The sequence below is a fragment of the Rhizobium sp. H4 genome, from assembly GCF_003013335.1.
In the GTDB taxonomy this organism is placed as follows: domain Bacteria; phylum Pseudomonadota; class Alphaproteobacteria; order Rhizobiales; family Rhizobiaceae; genus Rhizobium; species Rhizobium sophoriradicis.
In genome coordinates, this window is sequence record NZ_PSOW01000012.1 from 131,896 (window position 1) to 151,852 (window position 19,957).

The window sequence follows — 19,957 nt, forward strand, 5'->3', positions numbered from 1 at the left end:
TCGGTTCTCTGGCCTTTGGGCTGCAAAGGCAGTTTGAGGCAAGTTTCAACTGGAATAGTGATTTCATGGCTACGAAGAAAACACAGCAGAACAGTGACCTCTCCCTGGATGTGCCGGGCAGCGAAGCGGATCTCGACCAGGCGATCGACGATCTGCGCGGCGTGCTGAAGCAGGATGCCGATGGCGACCTGTCGCAGTTTGGCGGCGACCTGGAGAATGATGCCTTCGGAGCAGGAACGGATCTGGCCGCCTTTGGCGGCGAGATTTCGGATTCCCCTTTCGGCGGCGACGATTTCGGTGGCGATTTCGGCGCTGGCAATGCCAGCTCGGCTGCCGGCATGGATTTCGGCGGCAGCTCTTCGTTCGAGGCGGCGCCGGCGCCGCTCGGCAGCGCGCTGACTTCGAACTTCGAACTGATCATGGACATTCCGATCGATGTCCAGATCATGCTCGGCACCAGCCGGATGCAGGTCTCCGGCCTGATGAATCTCAACGAAGGAGCGACGATCGCTCTCGACAAGAAAATCGGCGAACCTGTCGAGATCATGGTGAACGGCCGCAGGATTGCACGCGGCGAGATCACGGTGCTTGATAATGACGACACCCGATTCGGCGTAAAACTGATAGAAGTTTTGAGTACGAAAAAAGCCTGATCCCTGTGGGGACGGAGAGGTTAGACCATGATGGACTTTGACGATTTCGGCGGCGCGCTAGCCGGGAAACCGTTGACCCAGGCTGAAAAGGCGGCGGCGGTCCTTCTCGCCATGGGAAAGGGTGTCGCCGGCCGGCTGTTGAAATATTTTACCCAAGCCGAGCTGCAGACCATTATCGCATCTGCCCAGTCGCTGCGCGCCATTCCGCCGGACGAACTGCTGTCGCTTGTTTCCGAGTTCGAGGACCTCTTCACCGAGGGCGCCGGACTGATGGACAATGCCAAGGCGATCGAGGCTATTCTGGAAGAAGGCCTGACGCCGGACGAGGTCGACAGCCTGCTCGGCCGCCGCACGGCCTTCCAGGCCTACGAGACCTCGATCTGGGATCGCCTCAGCGAGGCGGAGCCGGCATTCGTCGCGCAGTTCCTGCTACGCGAACATCCGCAGACCGTCGCCTATATTCTTTCGATGATGCCCTCCTCCTTCGGCGCCAAGGTGCTGCTGCAGCTTCCCGACAACCGTCGCGCCGACATAATGAACCGCACCGTCAACATGAAGACCGTCAGCCCGAAGGCTGCGCAGATCATCGAGAACCAGGTGGTGACGCTGCTTGCCGAGGTCGAGGCAGAACGCAACGCAGCCGGCTCGACGAAGGTCGCCGACCTCATGAACGAGCTCGACAAGCCGCAGGTCGACACGCTGCTCACCTCGCTCGAATCGATCAGCCGCGAATCTGTCAACAAGGTCCGCCCGAAGATCTTCCTGTTCGAAGACCTCATGTATATGCCGCAGCGCAGCCGCGTCCTGCTGCTCAACGACATCTCGACGGATGTGCTCACCGTCTCGCTGCGCGGTTCGCCGCCGGAGATCCGCGAATCGGTTCTCTCCGCCATCAGCCCGCGCCAGCGCCGCATGATCGAATCGGATCTGCAGAGCGGCATGGCCGGCGTCAATCCGCGCGAGGTCGCCATTGCCCGGCGCGCCGTGGCGCAGGAAGCGATTCGCCTGGCCAATTCAGGCCAGATCGAGCTCAAGGAGAAGGAAGGCGACGCTTCGGCAGCGGCCTAATCTTCCGAGCCTGTTGACAAATCCGGCCGCCCGAAAGGCGGCTGTTGATCGCCCTGCAACAGACGACTACCCTTCACCGATAGGCCGCGTTCTCTGGCGTGTCGCAGAAAACCCGGTTTTCGCGACGCGCTGCAGCTCTTTGTTTTGGTGCATGTCGTCATCCCAAAACCGCTGCCCTTGGGTGGCATGCATTCGCTGCGGCCTGTTTCTTAGACGGAGGGCCGCGACTTGGCAGACGATGACAAGGACAGCAAAACAGAAGCCCCGACCGCGAAAAAGCAAAGCGATGCCGCGGAAAAGGGCAATGTGCCGTTTTCGCGCGAGCTGTCGATCTTCGCGACCATCCTTGCCACCTTCATCTACCTGGTGTTCTTCCTTCCCGAAAGCGTCGGGCGCATGAGCGAAACGCTGCGCGATATCTTCGAGCAGCCCGATCAGTGGAAGATCGAAACGGGGCCGGATGTCCTGGCGCTCTTCGTGCGGCTCGGCTGGGCAATCGCTGCGCTGCTGGCGCCTGCCTTCATCCTGCTCATGGTCTTCGGCATCGCATCGTCGATCTTCCAGAACCTGCCGACGCCTGTGCTGGAACGCATCCGACCGCAGGCTTCGCGCATCTCGCCGATCAAGGGCTGGTCACGGCTCTTCAGCCTGCCCGGCCTCGTCGAGTTCGGAAAGTCGCTGTTCAAGGTCGTCGTTGTCGGAGTGATTCTGTTCTTCGTGCTGAGGAGCGAATATTTCGGCTCGATCGACGCGATGTTCTCCGATCCGCAGACGATCCTCGTCAGGGTGATGACGGCGATGCGCAAGATCATCATCGTCATGCTGATCGCCACCGCGATCGTGGCGATCGCCGATCTTTTCTGGACGCGGCATCACTGGTTCACCGAACTCAAGATGACGCGCCACGAAGTGAAGGAAGAAAACAAGCAGGCGCAGGGCGATCCCTTCGTCAAGGGCCGGCAGCGCTCGCTGATGCGCGACCGCGCGCGCCGGCGCATGATCGCCAACGTGCACCGCGCAACGCTCGTCATCGCCAACCCGACGCACTACGCAGTGGCGCTGCGTTACGCGCGTGAGGAGAACGACGCCCCGGTGGTGCTGGCAAAGGGCCAGGACCTGATTGCGCTGAAGATCAGGGAGATCGCCGAGCAGAACGGCATCCCGGTGTTCGAAGATCCGCCGCTTGCGCGCTCCATGTTTGCGCAAGTCTCGGTCGATAGTGTCATACCGTCAGTCTTCTATAAGGCCGTTGCGGAGCTCATACACCGAGTCTACGCCGCAGACGCCAAGAACAAACGGGTAAGATAAGCCGAATGAAAAAATGCCCTCACTCTGCCCAGCGTGAAAAGATCCTCGCAGACGCGATCAGCCCGGTCGCCACTGAACTGCGCCTTCTGGATGCCTCTGACCTTATTTCACTGCTGCGCTTCGAGTATTACGGCAATCTGGCCGATCTTGTCGCTTCGGCCGCGGAGCTTTTCTTTCATCCGGGCACGGTCAATTTCGGCCTGGGCGGAAACTATACGCTGGAATGGGGCGGCAAGCCGGAGGTCGTTCTCGACCTGGAAATCAAGCCGCGCGGCGTCACCGTCTATGCCCAGCTCACCCTTGCCGAGGATCATGCCGGCATCGAAATCAATCATATCGCTTTCCAGGATCCCTCTCCCGACCCCGACGAGAATACCGTCTTCCTGGAAAGGAGCCTTCGGCAAGCCCGTTACAGCCTGAAACCGCCGCGCGCGCTCGCCAGCTGATCGCCCTTGATCAATCAAGCTTTCGCGCCGTCTGTAGTTAGAGCCGCAAGCGCAGCTTCAGCTGATGTAGCCGAGCCGGATCGCCTTGGCGATCGCCTGGATGCGGTTGACGGAATCGAGCTTGATCGTCGCCGAGCCAAGATAGGCGTTGACCGTATGCACGGACAGGCCGAGCTTTTCGGCGATCTCTTCGCTGATGCGACCGTCGCCGGCGAGCTGGAGACAGGCGATCTCACGTTCGCTGAGCGCCTCGGCAGCGCCCGTGCGGCGTTCGTCGAGGGAGAGCAGATCCATCATTATATGGCAGCAGCGGCCGTGCAGCTCGACGATCATGTCGCTCGAAGGATCGATATCATCGCCGGTAAACAGGATGAAGCCATTGCCGACGGCGCCGAGCCGCACCGGAAAGGCGAGACCGGAAAACGGCAGGATGCCATCCCTCAGGCGCGTCATGAACGGCGCGAAGTCGGCCGGGCCGGGGGCCGCCCGGTCATGTGCACCGGCCCATGAAAGCGGCAGCAGCGACTTTTCGAGATGATCGAGAAGGATATCGCCATAGGCATCGGTGAAGGCCTTGCCGAAACCGGCATTGGAGGATCCCCAATTCTCGAGCTCGCAGACGAGGCGCTGCTTTGCCGGCAGGCCTGAGCCGCTGACGCGGAAGATCGCGAAGCCCTGAGCATCGGCGAGCTTCTGCATCGCGACCAGCCGCGGAAAAAGATCGGACCGGCTGGAAATCCTGTTCACCCGCACCATGCGGAGCGGATCGGCGCCGTTCATCACCCTGCTTGATGGATGCCCCATGGATCCCCCTATACGAGATTGTTGCGGACCGCGAAGGCAATGGCCTCCGACCGGGTCTTGGTCGCCGTCTTGCGCATCACGCTGGTGATGTAGTTGTTGATCGTGTTGCGGGAGATTCCAAGGATCATCGCGATCTCGTCGCTTGTCTTGCCTTCGGCGATCCAGAACAGGCATTCCAGCTCGCGGTCGGTCAGCTCGAAATCGCGGTCGACCCTGGCGCCGCCGCAGCGAAGGAAGCTCGCGACATAACCGGCAAGCAGGCCGACATCCCGCAGCCGCTCCGGCGACAGGATGAACCCTTCGCCGAACAGGAACATCAAGGCCAGCCGCGAGCGGCCGACATTGAAGGTCAATGAACAATATTGGCGGCTGGCGCCCTCCGGCACGGCGGCGCTCTCGGGCAGCAGCGCAAAATTCGGCTGGAAGACCTGCATGCATTTTTCCAGCTCGGTGGAGCGCGCATAGCCGCTGACGAGATCGTTGGCGATGTCCTTGACCAGGTCGAAGGGCCAATCCGAGGAGACGACGAAATCGAGGCCGCTTTCCTGGATGAGATCACAACGCGCCAGCAGATAGTGCGAAGCGCCGACATATTCCGTCAGGGCGCGCAGACCGGACTGCAACCTGCCAGTGCTGGCGACACTGTGCAGCCGCTGGAGCAGCTCATCGCGCGGCAACAGAGCCGGCGCCACTGCGCTTGCGAAATTGATCATCTGCCTCTCGCCTTTGCTCGCCTGAAATATGTTCATATCCATTGGCAACGTCCTGCGGCTGAGAAACGATCACACTCGGTGCAACGGCAATTTTTCTGTAAAGGATTCAATTCATGTCCCGCGGGAATCCATTTCGAATCACCCAAGGGTAAGCCAGCCGATGTAAAGTACCATCTCCGACTTCTAGGGATTTACTTTCACCGCCGTCCATGCCCTGATTCGAATGCCGATCATGCCTCTCAAGACATGGTCGAGGCTACGGTGATTCTGGCTGCATCGCAACGTGATTCGCGTTTTACGCGAGTGAGCTCAGCAGCTTTATCCACTAGCCGAAGGGCCTTACCGGCCTTTACGGGGACCGGCAAGCCCCCCAACGGGAAAGATCGGCATGGACGTGAAAAAGGCCGGTTGCCCGGCCTTTTCTTATGCTGCTTCGTCGATCGCCCATTTCCTGAGGATTTTCGCGGCGCGCTCCTCGTTGATCTCGACCATGCGGGCGAGCTTGCGTTCCGGGCCCTCCTTGACGCGGCGGTTGAAGTTGCCGTCGTCGTCGCCGAGGCTGAGCAGATCCTCGGTGCTGTCGAAGCCGAAGTCGGATCCGAAGCCGTCCATGAGAGCGCCTCCGGACGCGCCTGCCGCCGGCGCGAAGTCCGGGAGTTCGAGGCCGGCCGATTCCGGTGAGGCGTCGCCGAGCGCCGCGCCTGCACCATTGCCGCTGACGCTGCGGACCAGCGGGCGCAGGCCCATCCAGACCACCACGAAGGCAACGGCGACGAAGGCGAGCGAATTGATGATGCCGGCAAGATTGCGGCTCAGCATGTCCATGACGCGGACACCGCCGGTGGCGTCTTCGAGCAGCTGATTTTCAAGGAAGTCCATGGCCGTGACGGTGACGACGTCGCCACGCTTGGCATCGATGCCAGCCGCCGAGGCGACGATCTTCTGCATTTCGGCAATATAGGCGTCGATCTTGGCCTGATCGGCAGGCTCGCCGACCATCTTGGCGATACGACCCTTATTGACCACCACGGCGATCGACAGCTTTTCGACCTGGTAGCTGTTGCGCGTCGTCGCCGTCGTCTTGCTGTTGATTTCGTAGTTGGTCTGCTCTTCGCGCTTGTCGGACTTGTCCTGCGATTCCGGGCCGCCCGCGCCGCCGGCGTCCGGTGCAGCCTGCGGAATGTTCTGTTCGACGGTCGTCGCGTTGTCGGACTGCTTCTGCTGCGACTGCTGGGCTTCCTTGGTCGAGCGCACCGAGCGTTCGACCTTGGATTCCGGATCGTAAGTCGTTTCCTGAATCTGCTGGGCGTCGGTGTTGAGGTCGGCGGTGACGCTGGAGCGGAAGTTATCCATGCCGAGGAACGGCGCCAGCGCCTTGTCGATGTTGGATTCGACTTCCTGCTGAACGTTCTGGACGATGTTGAGCGAGCGGTTCAGCGAGCTGTTGCTCGCCTCGTCGCCGGAAGCGAGCAGCTGGCCGGCGGAATCGAGAATCGTCACGTCATCGACGTCGAGCCCCGGCACGGCCGAGGCGACGAGGTGGCGTATCGAGCTCGCAGCGCCGCGCCCGGTGGCCGCGCTCGCGCGAATCATGACGGAGGCTGTCGGTTTCTGCTCCGCCTTCCGGAAGTTCCCGACCTCCGGCATGACGATATGGACGCGCGCGGCTGTTATGCCTGAGATCGACTGGATGGTGCGGGCGATTTCGCCTTCCAGCGCACGAACCCGCGTCACCTCCTGCATGAAGGAGGTCAGGCCGAGCGAGCCGACATTGTCGAACAGTTCGTAACCAGCATTGGCGCTGTTCGGCAGGCCGCGCTCGGCAAGCATCAACCGGGCCTTGCCCGTCATGCCCGCCGGAACGGTGATGCTGGCGCCGTCCGTGCCGACCTGGAAATTGATGTTGGCTTCGGCAAGCGCCATGCTGATCTGGTTGAGATCGGGAGCGTCGAGACCGACGTAAAGCGTTTCCTGCGCCGGCTTGTTGACGAAAAGAGCGGCCGCAAGGATGATTGCGATGGAAACGGCGCCGACGCCTCCCAGAATCATCAGGCGCGTCCGCCCCAGGGCGCCAAAGTTCTTAAATATCTGAACTAATTGATTTAACAGATTCATTCTGTTCTCGCACGATCCGTCAACGACAAAGCAGGCTTATTGCCTCATCTGACGAATAATCGGCGAAACTTGTGCGAGCGTTTCGTGGAGCGCGCGCGGGAGCGGTAGGCTCACGCCTGTCATGCTGCGATTTTGCGAGAACGACCTCGGTTGAACCAAGGCCCCAAGGCGGGAGAAGCGAAGCTGAAAGATAGCGGCGTTAGAAGAAATCGAAGTCGCCGGCCGCCTTGCTCAGCGGCTGGGAATGGCCATGGCGGGTGGCGCCGCCCAGCGCCTTCTGCATCTCCGCCAGCTTGACGAGGCTGAGCGCAGTTGCGACGTCGACGGTCCAGCCGAGCGGGATTTCGCCGGTGATGGTGTCGATGAATTCGGCAATGCCGCGCGATTTCTGCACCGCCAGGTCAATACCCTGCATGACCTTCATGGCATCCGGCGAATTCAGGATTTCGGCGCCGCCGAGGTCGAGAAGCTGCGGCTCGATGCGCTCGATCAGGTAGGCGACGTCGTGCAGTTCGGAGACGATGCGCATCAGGATGTCGCTCAGCGCCTCGACAGGCGCGGGCGGCTCCATCACCGGGGTAAATGTCATATGAAAATCCTCGCCATCAGAAAAATTCGATACTCGTTTCGACGGGCTTCTGCGGAGCGGCGGGACGCTGCTCGAGCGCAACGGTTCTCTGGGTTTCGGCGCCGGTCAGGGGGTATTGCCGGGCACGACCGGAGACCGGCCAGTATTCGAGCTTGCGCCCATGTTCTCCGCCTGTGGAGGAGCCGACGACCGGAATGCCTTCATCCCTCAGGAACTGCATGGCGAAGGCCGCGTTCTGCTCACCGACGTTGGAGAAGGTCGAGATCGTTTTAGCGCCGCCGAAGATCTTTGCCTCCAGCCGGTCGCGCCTGGCGCCCTGCTTCAGAAGACCATTGATCAGCAGTTCCATCAGATGCACACCGTAGCGCGTGGCATCCCCGCCTGATGTCGGCGACGTCGCCGAACCGGGTAGCAGAAAGTGGTTCATGCCGCCGATGCCGGCGACAGGGTCTCTGAGGCACGCAGCCACGCACGAGCCGAGAATGGTCGAGAGGACCGCATTCGGATCGCTCAGAACCTTATACTCGCCTTGAATGATGTGCACGCGGCGGGCTGCCCCCTCAGTGATCATTTCAAGGCTCCAAACACGGCTTCGATGGCCGCCTTCATCTTCTCGATCGTGAACGGCTTGGCGAGCACGTTGTTGGCGCCGAGCTGGGCTGCCTTCTGCACCAGCGCGCGATCCCCCTGGGCGGTGAGGATGATGAAGGCCGCCTTCTTGGTGTTCGGGTTGGTGCGCACGGCCTGAAGGAAACCGATGCCATCCATCTTCGGCATGTTGAAGTCCGAGATCACCAGATGATGCGGCTGCTCGGTCATGATCTTCATGCCCTGCTCGCCGTCACCGGCCGACGTGATCTGCTTGAAACCGAGCTGTGTCAGCGCGTCGCTGAGCAGCAACCGGCTCGTTACCTGATCATCGACGATCAGAACTTTGATTTTCTCCGCGATCGACATTTATTCGGTCCCTTCCTTTCGGGCGGCTGTCATTTTCAATATTTCCTCACCGATGGCAGACAGTGGCAGCTGCTGCTCAACGGCGCCAAGTTCGTGCGCAACCCTTGGCATTCCGTAAACGACACAGGTTTTTTCGTTCTGGCCGAGGGTTCTGGCGCCGGCGTGACGCATTTTCAACAATCCGGCGGCGCCATCGCGGCCCATTCCGGTCAGAATCACGCCAACGGCGTTGCGGCCGGCCAGTTCCGCAACCGAATCAAAGAGCACGTCCACCGAGGGGCGGTGGCCATTGACCGGGGGGCGGTCGACGAGACGGCAGCACGGCGCCGAAGCGCCGGTGACCTGGAGATGACGCTCGCCGCCGGGCGCCAGATAAATCTTGCCGATTTCCAGACGGGCGCCATCGGTCGCTTCCTGCACCACCGGCGCGCAGAGGCGGTTCAGGCGCTCGGCAAAGCTCCTGGTGAAGGTCGGCGGCATGTGCTGGGTGATGACCGTCGGCGGGCAATTGGCCGGGAATTTCTGCAGCACGGTAATCAGCGCCTCGACGCCGCCGGTCGACGAGCCGATCGCGACGATCTTGCGGCCGACGCGGAAATCGGCGACGGAGGGCGGCGGCGTGGCAGCCGCCACCGGCTGGGAAAACTGGCGCTGCGTGCGGGCGGCGGCCTTGACCTTCTCGGCGAGGTCGCCGAAGGGCCTGGCTTCACCCGGCGCCGGCTTGCCGACGCAATCGAATGCTCCGATCTCGAGTGCTGCAAGCGTCGCCTCGGCGCCGCGATGGGTCATCGTGGACACCATGATGACGGGCATCGGCCGCAGCGTCATGATCTTTTCGAGAAAATCGAGGCCGTTCATATTAGGCATCTCGATGTCGAGCGTCACGACGTCGGGGTTCAGGCGCTTGATCGCCTCGCGCGCTTCCAGCGCGTCGCCCGCCTGGCCGATCACGTTGACCTCCGGATCGGAACTCAGGACGGCGGTGATCAGGCCGCGCATCGTCGGCGAGTCGTCAACAACGAGAACCCTTGCCGGCGCGCTCATGCCTTCCTCCCGAGACCCTTGGCCGTGTAGCGATAGGTCGTGATGCCGATATTGTCGAAGACGTGCTTCGCCTCGCCGGAGACGCGCTCGGAATGGCCGATATAGAGATGGCCGCCCTCCGGCAGCAGGCCGGCGAAACGCTGCCAGATCTTCATCTGCGTCGGCTCGTCGAAATAGATGACGACGTTGCGGCAGAAGATGACGTCGAACTTGCCCTTGAAGGGCCATTGCGCCATCAAGTTCAACTCATTGTAGGTGATCAGCCGCTTGACGCGGTCGTCGACCTGGAATTTCCGGCGGCCCTGCACCTCGACTTCGCTGAACCATTGCTTGCGCATGGCGGGCGAAACTGTTTCGAGCGCGGTTTCGTCATAGGCGCCGGCGCGGGCGATCGCGAGGATCTTCGGGTCGATGTCGGTCGCCAAGATCTTGAAGTCATAGTCTGCGACATTCGGCATCAGCGACAGCACGGTGAGCGCGATCGAATAGGGTTCCTGCCCGTCGGAGGAAGCGGCCGACCAGATGCGCACCCTGCCGCCGGCTCTCGCCCGCTGCAGAAGCTCCGGCAGCACATGATCGCGCAGATGCTCGAAATGATGGTTTTCGCGGAAGAAGCGGGTGAAATTGGTCGTCAGATGCGACAGCATTTCGCGGCGCTCCGCCGCACCCGCCTGCGAAGCGACGAGTTCACAATATTCCCGGAAGCCGGAAAGGCCGAGATTGCGGATATGCTTCGACAGACGCGAATAGACCAGCGAGGCCTTCGTCTCGTTGAGGAAGATGCCGGCATCCGAGTAGATCATGGCGGCGATTTCCGTGAGGTCACGGCGCGTCAGCGGATATTCTCCGCTCGCCAGCACCTCGTCGGCTCCCTGCCTCTGATCCTTTGCACCCATTGCACTCATGCGGCTTCGCTTTCGGTCTCGGAAAAGAGGGCTTCAAGTTCGATCAGGCAGATCATGCGCTTGTCGATGGCGAGAATGCCTCGGGCAAATTGGCGCTCGAGGTCAGAGGAGATTTCGGGTGTCGGCTGAACGATCTCGTCGGTCACCGTCAGAATGTCGGAGACGGCATCGACCAGGAGGCCGACGACCTTGCGGCGGACCTGGGCGACGATGATGACATGACGGGCGGTCGGATCGGCTGGCTTCATGCCGAGGCGGGCGGCAAGATCGATGATCGGCAGCACCGCGCCTCGCAGGTTGATGACACCGAGTATATAGGCAGGCGAGTGCGGCATCGCGGTCGCCGGGGTCCAGCCCCGGATTTCGCGAACCGACATGATGTTCACGCAAAATTCCTGATCGCCGATGCGGAACGCGATCAGCTCGCGGTCCCCTTCGCTCAGACTTTTTACGGTGTACGACATTGCCTTATCCTACCGCTGCCAACGACATTTCCGCTTTCAAAGACTGGCCGCGGGAAGCGCCGACAACCGCGTCGACATCGAGGATGAGAGCGACGCGGCCGTCGCCGAGGATGGTGGCGGCGGCAATGCCCGGCACGTGGGTGTAGTTGGCTTCCAGGCTCTTGATGACCACCTGGCGCTGACCCTGGATGGCATCGACCATCAGGGCGCGCTGGCCGCCGCCTTCGGATTCCACCAGAAGCGCCACGCCTTCCACAGGATTGGCCTGGGTCGCACGGAAGTTCAGGATGCGGCCGACATCGACCAGCGGGCAGAAGGAGTTGCGGATCGAGATCAGCCGGTGGTTGGCACCGAAGGAGTGGATCGCGGCAGCTTCCGGCTGCAGGGTTTCGACGATCGCGGTCAGCGGCACGACCAGCGTCTGGCCGGCGACGGTGACCACCATGCCGTCGAGGACGGCGAGCGTCAGCGGCAGGCTCATGGTGAAGACCGAGCCGTGGCCCGGCTTGGAGGTGATGTTGATGCGGCCGCCGAGTGCCTGGATCGAACGCTTGACGACGTCCATGCCGACGCCGCGGCCCGAGATGTCGGAGATCTTGTCGGCGGTAGAGAAGCCCGGCAGGAAGATCAGGTTGTCGATTTCCTCGTCCGACAGGTTGGCGTCGGCCGGGATCAGGTCGTTGTCGATCGCCTTCTGGCGCACCTTCTCGCGGTTGATGCCGGCGCCGTCGTCGGCAAGCTCGATCAGGATGCGGCCCGAACGATGCTTGGCGGTGAGGCGGACGGTGCCTTCGGTGTTCTTGCCGGCAGCTGCGCGCTTTTCCGGCGTCTCGATGCCGTGGTCGACGGCGTTGCGGATCATGTGGGTCAGCGGCTCGGCCAGCTTGTCGATAACCGTCTTGTCGACTTCGGTGTTTTCACCTTCGGTGATCAGGCGGATCGACTTGCCGGTCATGTCGGCGATTTCGCGGACGATACGCGACATGCGCTGGAACACCGGCTTCACCGGCTGGGCGCGGATCGCCATGACCGAGTCCTGGATCTCGCGGGTGAGCTGCTGCAGCTCCTCGAGGCCCATGTTGATCGAGGAGGTGCCGGTCGTGTCGTTCTCGATGACGCTCTGCGACAGCATCGCCTGGTTGATGACCAGTTCGCCGACGAGGTTGATGAGACGGTCGACGCGGTCGAGATCGACGCGGATCGTCTGGCCGGCACCGGCGGCATTGTTCTGGGCGGCGGCACTTGCCGCGGCGGCTGCGGCAGCTGCCGATTCTTTCTTTTCGACGCGGGCGGCGGCTGCGGCCATCTGCGTGACGTTGGATGCGGTTTCGGCGGCGGCAATGGCGGCCGTCGCATCTTCGGACCGCGTGGCGGAAACCTGTTCCGTGCCGTCCGTCTCGTCCAGGATCGACAGGTCGAAGGGAACTGGCACCATCGGCAGTTCCTCATTGCCGGCTGCGCCGGCCCTGGCTGCCTCGACCGGCTTCACCGTCAGCTCGCAATCCCACTCGGCGAATTCGAAGACAGTGCGGATGGCGTCTTCGCCCTTGTCCGTCTTGATCGTGACGTTCCAGAAGAAATAGGCGCCTTCCGGATCGAGTTCCTCGAGACCCGGCAGCTCATCCATATTGCAATAGATGGTCATCTCGCCGAGACGCGAGAGATCGCGCAGCAGAAGGGTGGCGTCATTGCCCTTGGAATAGAGTTCGTAACGCGGCTTGAAGGTGACTTCATAGGCCGGCAGGTCGGAGCCGGCTTCGTCGCCGCCGAAATCGTCGAAGGAAAAGGGGATCGGCTGGAAGCCGCTGTCATCGGTCGGTTTGGGGGTCGGCGCCGAAGCGGCCGGGGCCGCCTTTGCCGCGGCCTTCGGCGCGGGCGCCTCAGCGGCGGCCGAGGGAGACGGCAATTCACCGTTGGCCAGCGCTTCCAACTCCTTGACGAGGCCGCGGCTGCGGCTCTCATCGACGCTGCCGCCGTCGCGCGCGGCATTGGTCAGGTCGGCGAGCACGTCGGCCGACTTCAGCATCACCTTCAGGACGTCCTGGGTCGGCTCAAGCTTGTTGGATCGAACGCAATCGAGAGTGGTCTCGAAAACATGGGCGAAAGCGACCAGATCATCAAGGCCGAAGGCGCCGGCGCCACCCTTGATCGAATGCACGGCACGGAACACCGCATTGACGGTTTCGGGATCGCGATCGCCATCATTCAATTTCAGAAGACCGGATTCCAGCTCGGCGAGCTGTTCCTCGCACTCCTGGAAAAAGATCTCTTTGATTTCGTTCATATCCATAGGAGAAAATCCTGGGTTTAAGCGGTTACGCGCTCAATGGCATCGATCAGCTTGGCCGGGTCGAAAGGCTTGACGATCCAGCCGGTGGCGCCAGCCTGGCGGGCGCGGTTCTTTTTTTCCGCGTCGCTCTCGGTCGTCAGGACCAGGATCGGGATCGCCCGATATTTCTCGTTGCGGCGGACACCTTCGATGAAGCCGAAACCGTCGAGGCGCGGCATGTTGATGTCGGTGACGATGACGTCAGGATTGGACTCTTCGAGGACCTCGAGCCCCTCGACGCCGTCTTCCGCCTGGATCGTCTCGAAGCCGGCATTGTTCAGCGTCACGAGCAGCATGTTTCGGATGGTGCGGGAATCATCCACGGTCAGTACTTTTTTCTTCATTGCCGAATCTCCTTGGCAAGCAGGTGGTCAAAATTGACGCCAACCAGCTGCATGGTTTTTTGAAATGCGTCGGACACCTGGGAGAAGGTGAACGGCTGCTTGTCCTGTGCCCAGGTCTTCTCGGCGGACATCAGGACCTGCGCGCAAAGAGCACCGATCCGCTCAACGCCGGATGCGTCGATCGAAAGACCGCTGCCCCTGAACGAAAGGAGCTTTTCACGCAAGGCGGAGGCCTCGTTGAGGTCGAGCACCGCTGTCAAATTCAGCGTCTTGCCACTCTTCTTTGCTACCATCAGCTTGTCCTTGTCCCCTGGTCCCCAGCCCGAAAAGATGAGCTGAGGCGATAATCCGATAGGTTAGTAAACATTCCGCCCACCTCCGACGCTTGCGAACGACTGGGGAAGGCCAAAATCATCATTTTCATATTCGTCCTCGGCCATTGCCGGGCGGGCGGAGGCGTCGATGGCACGCGACGGCGCCACGCGGACCGGCGTCGGCCGGCCGGCATGGGCGTTTTCGCGCGCGATACGAAATTCGCGAACCGTCCGGCCGAGCTCGAGAATGACGGTGTGGAGATCGTCGGCGCCATCAGCCGAGCGCTCCGCAAGGCCTGCGCTATCGGCCACCTCGGCGCCCAGGCCCCTGACGTCCGCGGTGACGCCGTCGAGGCTTGCGGCATGTTCGCCGGTCCTTGTGGCGATGCCTGCAATGGCGGCATTGATGTCGGTGACCTGGCGCACGATGCTGCCGATCGAATCCTGCGTGCGGCCGACCATCTGCACGCCGGCGTCGACCTGCGCCTTGGTGGTCGTCACCAGCGTCTTGATCTCGCGGGCGGCTTCCGCCGAGCGCTGGGCCAGCGCCCGGACCTCCTGGGCGACCACGGCAAAACCGCGGCCGGAGTCACCGGCACGAGCCGCCTCGATGCCGGCATTCAGCGCCAGAAGATTGGTCTGGAAGGCGATCTCGTCGATCGCGCCGATAATCTGGCCGATCTTTTCGGCCGACTGTTCGATATCGGCCATGGCGCTGATCGCGCGGCCGACGACCTCGCCGCTTTCCTCGACGGCAGCGCGCGTTGCGGCGGCCGCCTGTTCGGCGGCGCGGCTGTCGGCGGCGCCGCCACGCACGCTGCCGGCAAGGGCGGCAAGAGCAGTGGCGGAAAGCTGCAGCCGGTCGGCCTGGCCGGACGCGGTGCCGGCGAACTGCCGCGACAGGTCGGCAAGCGAAGCCGTTGCCGCTTCCGCCTTGACGGTGCGCCCGGTGATGTCGGCGAATTCGGCCTGGAGACCATCCAAGGCGCCGTTCAGCGCTGCGGCGATGCCGGCATAGGCGCTGTCGGCGTCGACGGGGGCGCGCCGCGTCAGATCGCGGGCGGACAGGCCTTCAATGACATCGCCGAAGATCCTGATGATCTCGGCTTCATTATCGGCGCGCTGATCGGCGAGCGCGCGGTGCTGGGCGGCGCGCAGCGCATTGAAGCGGAGCGACACGGCGATTTCCACATCGACCATGACAATGCGGATGATCGCCGTCATTAGCTCGGAGATTTCGCGTGTGCGGCGCTTGGTCGAGGGCAACAGCGGCCGGCCGGCGATCTCCTCGACGAGGCCGGAAAGGACGTGCTCCAGAATGACGCCGTGACCGGCCACGTGCCAGCGTGGGTCGAGACCCATCTTGTTTTCGGTATCGGAGAGAACCTTGACGCGCTCGGCATAGAGGCTGTCGAAGCGGGCATCCGTCAACACGTCCCAATGCGAGGACTGCAGATCATGCAGGCGTTCGACCTGGCGCTCGCTCTCGAAATTGCGCGAGGCGTCGGGGAATGACTGGAACCTGTGAAAGAGATCCCTGAGACCTGCCTTCAGATGCGCTTCGAGGGCCGGCCGGTTGCGGCGCACCAACTCGCACTGGTCGGCGTCGAGACCGGCAAAGCGCAGGCGGTCGCGCAAGCTGCCTGCCTGCGCTCCACGAGCCTGATCTGATGGCATGTCCTGCCTCAACGCCTGTCCCCGACCCACTGTCCAGGCGAATGCCTGGTTAAAAACTTTCGCAGCATCCAATGAACACGAAGCTTGGGGGACGGTCCTCACCACCGGTGACAACCGGCGGATCGAGCCCCCTGATCAGCTATGTTTCGGAGCTGTCTGAAGAGATTGGATACCGGATCAACCGGTACGGCGGGACGGCGTCATGCCTGGTGGGAACGAGTGCATCTTCCCATTCCGACGTGTAACCCAATGTTTATGGTTAATTCCTTGCCTGAAGGTTAATAAGCCTGTCCAGGCGCCGGCTTTTGAAGCAATTCAAGGCAGTTCGCGAGAAATACTGCGGGAGAGTTGCACGGCTGCTACAAGGCACACGCAAGCTCCGTGTTATATGCCGGCCGACAACCAAGACATGACGTCGACAAGGACAGAGCAATGATTGTTCTCGGATTGGGTTCCTGCTTGATCGCAATGGGCGTGCTCGCAGCCATCGCCCGGCTCGATTCCCTCGCGGCAAACCGCGACATCCGCATGCTTCGCGTGTTCTAACGCCTTGCCCGTTGGCAGTCCGGCGCCTTTGGTGTAATCGCACTCGCGCCTTTCATGTCAGCGGAACACTTAAGTTCATGTCCCCCAGATCTGGTCTTCTCATCGTTCTCGGCTTCACGCTCTGGCGCGTCGTCACGCTCAATTTCGATGCGACGGACCTATTTGTCGACGAGGCGCAGTACTGGTTCTGGGCGCAGAATCTCGATCTCGGCTACTATTCCAAGCCGCCGATGATCGCCTGGGTGATCCGGGCGATGACCGAATTTTCCGGCTCAAACGCCACCTACTCGATCAGGCTGCTCGGACCGCTGATCCATATGGCGGCGGCACTGGTGCTGATGAAGGTGGCAAAACGTTTCGTCGGACCGGAGATCGAAGGCTGGACGGGCGCCACCTATATCACGCTGCCGGGCGTGGCGCTTTCCTCGGTGTTCTTCTCGACCGATGTCATCCTGTTGTTCTTCATCGCCCTCGCCCTGCTTGCCTATTTCGGCCTGACGCAGCGGCGCTCAGTCGGGTTGGCGCTCGTCATGGGCCTCGGGGTCGGCCTCGCCTTCCTGACGAAATATGCCGTGCTGTTCGTTGTGCCGGGCGGCGCACTCGCCCTGCTTCTCATTCCGGCGGCGCGCATCGCCATTCGGGATTTCATCATCGCCGTCGCGGTCGCGGCGGTCGTTGCCTTGCCGAACCTCTGGTGGAACCTGCAACACGACAATACGACGGTTCGCCATACGCAGGATATCGCCCACTGGAGCGACCTCGGCATCAATCTCCGTCGCGGGCTTGAATTCTTCTCCGCGCAGTTCGGCGTCGTCGGGCCGATCATCTTCTTCGCGATCCTCTGGGCGGTCTACCGCATGATCAAGGGCCGGAGCGACGACCGCGAGAAGATGCTGGTCTGGCTGTCGATGCCGGTGGTGGTGCTCATCACCCTGCAGGCGACGGTCGCCAAGGCCTATGCCAACTGGGCCGTGACCGCCTATGTCGCCGGGACGATCCTCGCCGTCTGGCTGCTTTATCGGTTGTGGCCGAAGGGGCTGAGGCTGTCGCTCACCATCAACGGCATCGCAAGCCTGCTGTTTCCGCTGGCGACGATCTTTCCGCAGCAGCTGTTGTTACCCAACGGCGACGAATTGATGAAGCGTTATCTCGGCCGCGCCGAGGTCAGCCGCGAGGCCGCAGCGCTCGCAAATCAGGCCGGCACCGATATCATCGTCACTGATAACCGCGACATGGTCGCCGATCTTTTCTATACGCTGCGCGACGCATCCTACCGGATCTATGCGCGGGCGCGGGCAGGCCTTCCGGAGAGCTATTACGAGCAGGAATTCGCCCTGCCCGCCGAGACCACCGGCAAGGTGCTTTTCCTGACCGACGGTCCCCTCGCCTGCGCAACAGAAACGCCCGAGGTGCTGAAGAGCTGGCAGCCGACCGCAGGCTACTACAAGGGCAAGACGCTCTACATCTACAAAGTCTCGGCCACCTGCCTGGCGCCTTGAGACCGGTTCAATCCTGCCGATCGGGCAGGCAGAGGCCGGTGCCCGCGCCTTCGATTTCGACGAACCTGACGCCGCCCTCTTCGAAGGCGAGGCGCAGCTGCGCCTCCGTCGCGCGATGAATGTCGTGGTGGCGTCCCTCGTAATCGCGGATGGTGCTGCGCGAAACCGCGGCCCTATCGGCCAGATCAGCCTGGGTCCAGTCGAGCAGGCCGCGCGCCGCGCGGCATAGAGCGGGCGTGAGAATTGTCGCCCTTGCGCCTTGACCCATGATTTCAAGTCACCCATATTGGTTGATATAGACCATATATGTCATAGTTTGCGCGAGATTTCCAGATCGGGAGACAATGATGCCGCACGATACGCCCTTGATCTCGACAATCGTCGGCGGCCTCGTGCTGGCATTCATCTTCGGTGCACTTGCCCATCGGCTGCGCATGCCGCCGCTCGTCGGTTATCTCATCGCCGGCGTGCTGGTCGGGCCGCATACGCCGGGTTACGTGGCCGACCAGAACCTTGCGCCAGAGCTTGCCGAAATCGGCGTTATCCTGCTGATGTTCGGCGTCGGACTGCATTTCTCGCTGAAAGACCTGATGTCGGTGCGCGGCATCGCGCTGCCCGGCGCGACCGCGCAGATCGCCTTCGCGACGCTGCTCGGTTGGGGGCTTGGCGCCATGATGGGGTGGCCGACCGGCGGCAGCCTGGTGTTCGGATTGGCGCTTTCGGTCGCCTCCACCGTCGTGCTGTTGAAAGCGCTGCAGGAGCGGCGGCTGGTGGAGACTGAGCGCGGCCGGATCGCCGTCGGCTGGCTGATCGTCGAAGACCTCGCCATGGTGCTGGCCCTGGTGCTGATCCCGGCGGCCGCAGGCATCGGCGGCGAGGGTCACGCTCCCGCCGAGCCGCTCTCGGCCGGACTGAACCTCCTGTTCGGACTCGACCTCGGCATCGGCGGCATGATCGCCATGACGCTGGTGAAGGTGGCGCTGTTCGTGGCGCTGATGCTGGTTTTCGGCCGCAAGCTCATTCCCTGGATGATGCATCGCATCGCCCATACCGGCTCGCGCGAGCTCTTCCGGCTTGGCGTGCTGGCCATCGCACTCGGCGTCGCCTTCGGCGCGGCCAAGCTTTTTGGCGTGTCGCTGGCGCTCGGGGCCTTCTTCGCCGGAATGGTACTGGCCGAAAGCGAGCTCAGCCATCGCGCCGCCCAGGAAAGCCTGCCGCTGCGCGATGCCTTCGCCGTGCTCTTCTTCGTCTCGGTCGGCATGCTGTTCGATCCGAACATCCTGATCGACAGGCCGCTGCCGATCATCGCCACCATCTTCATCATCGTCATCGGCAAATCCGTCGCCGCCTTGCTGATCGTGCTCGCCTTCAAGAAGCCGCTCGGCACGGCGCTGACGATTTCGGCGAGCCTCGGCCAGATCGGCGAGTTCTCCTTCATCCTGGCCGCCCTCGGCGTCGATCTCGGGCTGTTGCCGGAGGAAGGCCGCGACCTGATCCTGGCCGGCGCCATCATCTCGATCATCCTCAATCCGCTGCTGTTCTTCCTCTGCGACCGCATGCGCCCGCTGCTCGAAGGCGCGAGACACGAGGAGAGCCAGGCCGAGCGCGCGATTGCGCCCGCCGAGGAAACGGCGCCGGCCGAAGATGACGAGGTGCATCCGAGCGGCCTCCACGGTCATGCCGTTGTCGTCGGTTACGGGCGGGTCGGCAGAATCGTCGGGCAGAACCTGAAATCGGCGGGCACGCCCTTCCTCGTCATCGAGGATTCCGACAAGCGCGTCGGCGAGCTGCAAGCCCAGGGCATCGAAGCTTTCATGGGCAATGCCGCGGCCACCGAGACGCTCGATCTCGCCAATCTGCCGGCGGCGCGCAGCATTGCCATCGCCATCCCGAACGCCTTCGAAGCCTGCCGCATCGCCGAGCAGGCACGCAGCGCCAATCCATCCATTCTCATCGTCGCCCGCGCCCATTCCGACGCCGAAGTCGATGCGCTGAAGCAATATGGCGCCGACACCGTCATCATGGGCGAACGCGAAATCGCACTGGGCATGGTTGACCGGCTCGCTCAAGTGCATCATGAGAGTGTGGCCTATGAAGACAGTGATGGGCCTGATACAATTGTCCCGACGGATGACCCTCCGCCGGAAAGAGAATGAAAGATTGGCGCGCTTTTGAGCCGATA

General features: G+C 62.3%; 20 protein-coding genes. 6 read left to right on the plus strand and 14 right to left on the minus strand.

Annotated elements, in window-relative coordinates:
* Positions 1–65 precede the first annotated feature (65 nt).
* The 4 genes from fliN to C4N04_RS19635 all read left to right on the plus strand — a co-directional run bounded on the left by fliN (position 66) and on the right by C4N04_RS19635 (position 3,475).
* A complete protein-coding gene (gene fliN / locus C4N04_RS19620; RefSeq protein ID WP_106796808.1) occupies positions 66–653 on the plus strand; it encodes a flagellar motor switch protein FliN in 588 nt (195 codons plus the stop codon).
* Positions 654–680: 27 nt separating this feature from the next.
* Positions 681–1,721, plus strand: a complete 1,041-nt coding sequence (fliG, locus tag C4N04_RS19625) for a flagellar motor switch protein FliG (protein ID WP_077992539.1) — start codon at positions 681–683, stop codon at positions 1,719–1,721.
* Between the two features lie 228 nt (positions 1,722–1,949).
* Positions 1,950–3,029, plus strand: coding sequence for a flagellar biosynthesis protein FlhB (flhB, locus tag C4N04_RS19630; protein ID WP_106796809.1), 1,080 nt, complete (start codon positions 1,950–1,952; stop codon positions 3,027–3,029).
* 5 nt (positions 3,030–3,034) lie between these two features.
* Entirely contained in the window at positions 3,035–3,475 is a 441-nt protein-coding gene (locus C4N04_RS19635) for a hypothetical protein (protein ID WP_004672272.1), read from the plus strand.
* 57 nt (positions 3,476–3,532) lie between these two features.
* On the opposite strand, the gene C4N04_RS19640 is transcribed toward C4N04_RS19635, so the two are convergent.
* From C4N04_RS19640 to C4N04_RS19700, 13 genes are all read right to left on the minus strand, one after another.
* Entirely contained in the window at positions 3,533–4,279 is a 747-nt protein-coding gene (locus C4N04_RS19640; protein ID WP_077992545.1) for a helix-turn-helix transcriptional regulator, read from the minus strand.
* 8 nt (positions 4,280–4,287) lie between these two features.
* Positions 4,288–5,034: a helix-turn-helix transcriptional regulator gene (locus C4N04_RS19645; protein WP_038686864.1), complete on the minus strand. Its 747-nt coding sequence runs from the start codon at positions 5,032–5,034 to the stop codon at positions 4,288–4,290.
* 381 nt (positions 5,035–5,415) lie between these two features.
* The gene (gene fliF / locus C4N04_RS19650; RefSeq protein ID WP_106796810.1) at positions 5,416–7,107 is read right to left on the minus strand and encodes a flagellar basal-body MS-ring/collar protein FliF; all 1,692 of its coding nucleotides are present in this window, start codon (positions 7,105–7,107) and stop codon (positions 5,416–5,418) included.
* A gap of 199 nt (positions 7,108–7,306) precedes the next feature.
* On the minus strand, positions 7,307–7,696 hold the full coding sequence (locus C4N04_RS19655) for a hypothetical protein (RefSeq protein WP_009988093.1): 390 nt from the start codon (positions 7,694–7,696) through the stop codon (positions 7,307–7,309).
* 16 nt (positions 7,697–7,712) lie between these two features.
* Entirely contained in the window at positions 7,713–8,267 is a 555-nt protein-coding gene (gene cheD / locus C4N04_RS19660) for a chemoreceptor glutamine deamidase CheD (protein ID WP_012482667.1), read from the minus strand.
* Positions 8,264–8,653 carry a response regulator gene (locus tag C4N04_RS19665; protein WP_004672258.1) on the minus strand — a complete coding sequence of 130 codons (390 nt, stop codon included), beginning with the start codon at positions 8,651–8,653 and terminating at the stop codon, positions 8,264–8,266. Before C4N04_RS19665 ends, cheD begins: the two co-directional genes overlap by 4 nt.
* Positions 8,654–9,697 carry a protein-glutamate O-methylesterase CheB gene (cheB, locus tag C4N04_RS19670; RefSeq protein WP_038686857.1) on the minus strand — a complete coding sequence of 348 codons (1,044 nt, stop codon included), beginning with the start codon at positions 9,695–9,697 and terminating at the stop codon, positions 8,654–8,656.
* Positions 9,694–10,602: a protein-glutamate O-methyltransferase CheR gene (gene cheR, locus C4N04_RS19675; RefSeq protein WP_038686855.1), complete on the minus strand. Its 909-nt coding sequence runs from the start codon at positions 10,600–10,602 to the stop codon at positions 9,694–9,696. The genes cheB and cheR overlap by 4 nt, the downstream gene beginning before the upstream one ends.
* Positions 10,599–11,066 (minus strand): chemotaxis protein CheW, encoded by a 468-nt coding sequence (locus C4N04_RS19680; RefSeq protein ID WP_096763649.1) that lies wholly within the window; start codon positions 11,064–11,066, stop codon positions 10,599–10,601. The genes cheR and C4N04_RS19680 overlap by 4 nt, the downstream gene beginning before the upstream one ends.
* A gap of 4 nt (positions 11,067–11,070) precedes the next feature.
* Complete coding sequence (locus tag C4N04_RS19685; RefSeq protein ID WP_039617880.1) at positions 11,071–13,356, minus strand: chemotaxis protein CheA; 2,286 nt, start codon at positions 13,354–13,356, stop codon at positions 11,071–11,073.
* A gap of 17 nt (positions 13,357–13,373) precedes the next feature.
* Positions 13,374–13,739 carry a chemotaxis response regulator CheY1 gene (gene cheY1 / locus C4N04_RS19690; protein WP_003570362.1) on the minus strand — a complete coding sequence of 122 codons (366 nt, stop codon included), beginning with the start codon at positions 13,737–13,739 and terminating at the stop codon, positions 13,374–13,376.
* Positions 13,736–14,032 (minus strand): STAS domain-containing protein, encoded by a 297-nt coding sequence (locus C4N04_RS19695; protein ID WP_039617876.1) that lies wholly within the window; start codon positions 14,030–14,032, stop codon positions 13,736–13,738. Before C4N04_RS19695 ends, cheY1 begins: the two co-directional genes overlap by 4 nt.
* 63 nt (positions 14,033–14,095) lie before the next feature.
* Positions 14,096–15,730 (minus strand): methyl-accepting chemotaxis protein, encoded by a 1,635-nt coding sequence (locus C4N04_RS19700; RefSeq protein ID WP_086155913.1) that lies wholly within the window; start codon positions 15,728–15,730, stop codon positions 14,096–14,098.
* A 623-nt stretch (positions 15,731–16,353) separates the two neighbouring features.
* On the opposite strand from C4N04_RS19700, the gene C4N04_RS19705 reads away from it, so the two are divergent.
* On the plus strand, positions 16,354–17,775 hold the full coding sequence (locus C4N04_RS19705; protein WP_096763647.1) for a glycosyltransferase family 39 protein: 1,422 nt from the start codon (positions 16,354–16,356) through the stop codon (positions 17,773–17,775).
* A gap of 7 nt (positions 17,776–17,782) precedes the next feature.
* On the opposite strand, the gene C4N04_RS19710 is transcribed toward C4N04_RS19705, so the two are convergent.
* Complete coding sequence (locus tag C4N04_RS19710) at positions 17,783–18,043, minus strand: helix-turn-helix transcriptional regulator (RefSeq protein ID WP_009990767.1); 261 nt, start codon at positions 18,041–18,043, stop codon at positions 17,783–17,785.
* Between the two features lie 79 nt (positions 18,044–18,122).
* Between C4N04_RS19710 and ybaL the strand changes: the two genes are divergently transcribed.
* Positions 18,123–19,931 carry a YbaL family putative K(+) efflux transporter gene (gene ybaL / locus C4N04_RS19715; RefSeq protein WP_096763646.1) on the plus strand — a complete coding sequence of 603 codons (1,809 nt, stop codon included), beginning with the start codon at positions 18,123–18,125 and terminating at the stop codon, positions 19,929–19,931.
* Positions 19,932–19,957: the final 26 nt, after the last annotated feature.

Bases quoted from the DNA above. Each gene is read 5' to 3' on its own strand.
- C4N04_RS19665 (WP_004672258.1), bottom strand. From the start codon at position 8,653: ATGTCGATCGCGGAGAAAATCAAAGTTCTGATCGTCGATGATCAGGTA.
- fliN (WP_106796808.1), top strand. From the start codon at position 66: ATGGCTACGAAGAAAACACAGCAGAACAGTGACCTCTCCCTGGATGTG.
- C4N04_RS19635 (WP_004672272.1), top strand. From the start codon at position 3,035: ATGAAAAAATGCCCTCACTCTGCCCAGCGTGAAAAGATCCTCGCAGAC.
- cheD (WP_012482667.1), bottom strand. From the start codon at position 8,267: ATGATCACTGAGGGGGCAGCCCGCCGCGTGCACATCATTCAAGGCGAG.
- C4N04_RS19705 (WP_096763647.1), top strand. From the start codon at position 16,354: ATGTCCCCCAGATCTGGTCTTCTCATCGTTCTCGGCTTCACGCTCTGG.
- C4N04_RS19700 (WP_086155913.1), bottom strand. From the start codon at position 15,730: ATGCCATCAGATCAGGCTCGTGGAGCGCAGGCAGGCAGCTTGCGCGAC.
- fliG (WP_077992539.1), top strand. From the start codon at position 681: ATGATGGACTTTGACGATTTCGGCGGCGCGCTAGCCGGGAAACCGTTG.
- cheR (WP_038686855.1), bottom strand. From the start codon at position 10,602: ATGAGTGCAATGGGTGCAAAGGATCAGAGGCAGGGAGCCGACGAGGTG.
- C4N04_RS19695 (WP_039617876.1), bottom strand. From the start codon at position 14,032: ATGGTAGCAAAGAAGAGTGGCAAGACGCTGAATTTGACAGCGGTGCTC.
- cheB (WP_038686857.1), bottom strand. From the start codon at position 9,697: ATGAGCGCGCCGGCAAGGGTTCTCGTTGTTGACGACTCGCCGACGATG.
- C4N04_RS19710 (WP_009990767.1), bottom strand. From the start codon at position 18,043: ATGGGTCAAGGCGCAAGGGCGACAATTCTCACGCCCGCTCTATGCCGC.
- ybaL (WP_096763646.1), top strand. From the start codon at position 18,123: ATGCCGCACGATACGCCCTTGATCTCGACAATCGTCGGCGGCCTCGTG.
- C4N04_RS19680 (WP_096763649.1), bottom strand. From the start codon at position 11,066: ATGTCGTACACCGTAAAAAGTCTGAGCGAAGGGGACCGCGAGCTGATC.
- C4N04_RS19640 (WP_077992545.1), bottom strand. From the start codon at position 4,279: ATGGGGCATCCATCAAGCAGGGTGATGAACGGCGCCGATCCGCTCCGC.
- C4N04_RS19645 (WP_038686864.1), bottom strand. From the start codon at position 5,034: ATGGATATGAACATATTTCAGGCGAGCAAAGGCGAGAGGCAGATGATC.
- C4N04_RS19685 (WP_039617880.1), bottom strand. From the start codon at position 13,356: ATGGATATGAACGAAATCAAAGAGATCTTTTTCCAGGAGTGCGAGGAA.
- fliF (WP_106796810.1), bottom strand. From the start codon at position 7,107: ATGAATCTGTTAAATCAATTAGTTCAGATATTTAAGAACTTTGGCGCC.
- C4N04_RS19655 (WP_009988093.1), bottom strand. From the start codon at position 7,696: ATGACATTTACCCCGGTGATGGAGCCGCCCGCGCCTGTCGAGGCGCTG.
- cheY1 (WP_003570362.1), bottom strand. From the start codon at position 13,739: ATGAAGAAAAAAGTACTGACCGTGGATGATTCCCGCACCATCCGAAAC.